Source organism: Oleiphilus sp. HI0043, assembly GCF_001634935.1.
This window is the reverse complement of sequence record NZ_LWEY01001740.1, coordinates 1-1278: the sequence shown is the minus strand read 5'-3', so window position 1 is coordinate 1278 and position 1278 is coordinate 1. Positions and strand designations below refer to the sequence as shown.

Here is a 1278-nt window from a genome sequence, read left to right as displayed (position 1 = left end):
ATGCTACTCTTGAAACACCAGCTGTCTTTGCTCGCTCAGCGATCAAAGCACCAACTTTAGTAGCCGCGTCAATGTTACCTGTACCTTCGCCGCGAAGATCTTTATCCAGAGTAGAAGCAGAGGCTAAAACCTTGTTTCCTTCACCTGAAATAATCTGTGCGTAGATATGCTTAGGTGTACGATGAACTGTAAGTCGGGTCTCACCCAAAGCTTTTAACTTAAAGCGAGTTTTTTTCGCTCTACGTAGTCTTGATTCTTTCTTAATGCTCATAGCTTCACCTATTTCTTCTTAGCTTCTTTGCGTCTGACATGTTCGTCAGCAAAGCGTACACCCTTACCTTTGTAAGGCTCTGGCGGACGGAAAGCACGAATTTCAGCAGCAACCTGACCTAGCAACTGTTTGTCAGCGCCTGACAAAACAATCTCGGTCTGTGATGGAGCTTCAGCTTTAATACCTTCAGGAAGCTCGTATTCGACTGGGTGAGAAAAACCCAATGACAGATTTAGTTTCTTGCCCTGCATCTGTACACGATAACCAACACCGATTAGCTGTAGCTTTTTCTGGAAGCCAGTACTTACACCAGTAACCATGTTGTTTACCAACGCGCGAGTCGTACCAGACATCGCTCGTGAGAACTTGCTGCCATTTTTAGCAGCAAATTTAATTTCTGAACCTTCCTGCGTTACAGTAACAACAGAATTAAGATCCAAAGATAAAGTGCCTTTACCGCCCTTTACTTCAATTTCTTGCTCAGTTAGCTTAACTTCTACACCGGAAGGAAGCTGAACTGGACTATTAGCAACCCTAGACATGCCCTTCTCCTAGAAAACTGTGCAGATTACTTCGCCACCAATGCCGGCATTACGCGCAGCTCGGTCGGTCATCACACCTTGCGAAGTTGAAATAATGGCAACACCCAAACCACCGCGAATGCTTGGCAGCTCGTCTTTACCTTTAAACTGGCGTAGACCTGGACGGCTAGCTCTCTTAATTTCTTCGATGACTGGCTTGCCTTCGAAATACTTAAGATCAACAGTTACCTGTGCTTTTACCTGACCATCAGTGTTAAAGCCTTCGATGAAACCTTCTGACTTTAATACTTCTAGTACTGACACCTTCATTTTAGAAGAAGGCATTGTGACAGATTGCTTCTCAGCCATCTGTGCATTACGAATACGTGTGAACATATCCGCAAGCGTATCTTGCATACTCATCGTATGAACTCCTAGTCTTTTTAGTTGTGCAGTATCAAAAACAAGCCGGAAGGAAACCCCACC

General features: G+C 44.5%; 3 protein-coding genes. All 3 read right to left on the bottom strand.

The window, feature by feature from the left end; translation table 11 throughout:
* Positions 1 to 271, bottom strand: a 271-nt coding sequence (locus tag A3729_RS26555) for a 50S ribosomal protein L18 (protein ID WP_068634460.1), incomplete at its 3' end; no start/stop codon positions are given.
* Between the two features lie 8 nt (positions 272 to 279).
* Complete coding sequence (gene rplF, locus A3729_RS26550) at positions 280 to 813, bottom strand: 50S ribosomal protein L6 (RefSeq protein ID WP_068508542.1); 534 nt, start codon at positions 811 to 813, stop codon at positions 280 to 282.
* A gap of 9 nt (positions 814 to 822) precedes the next feature.
* The gene (gene rpsH / locus A3729_RS26545; RefSeq protein WP_068508541.1) at positions 823 to 1215 is read right to left on the bottom strand and encodes a 30S ribosomal protein S8; all 393 of its coding nucleotides are present in this window, start codon (positions 1213 to 1215) and stop codon (positions 823 to 825) included.
* Positions 1216 to 1278 lie beyond the last annotated feature (63 nt).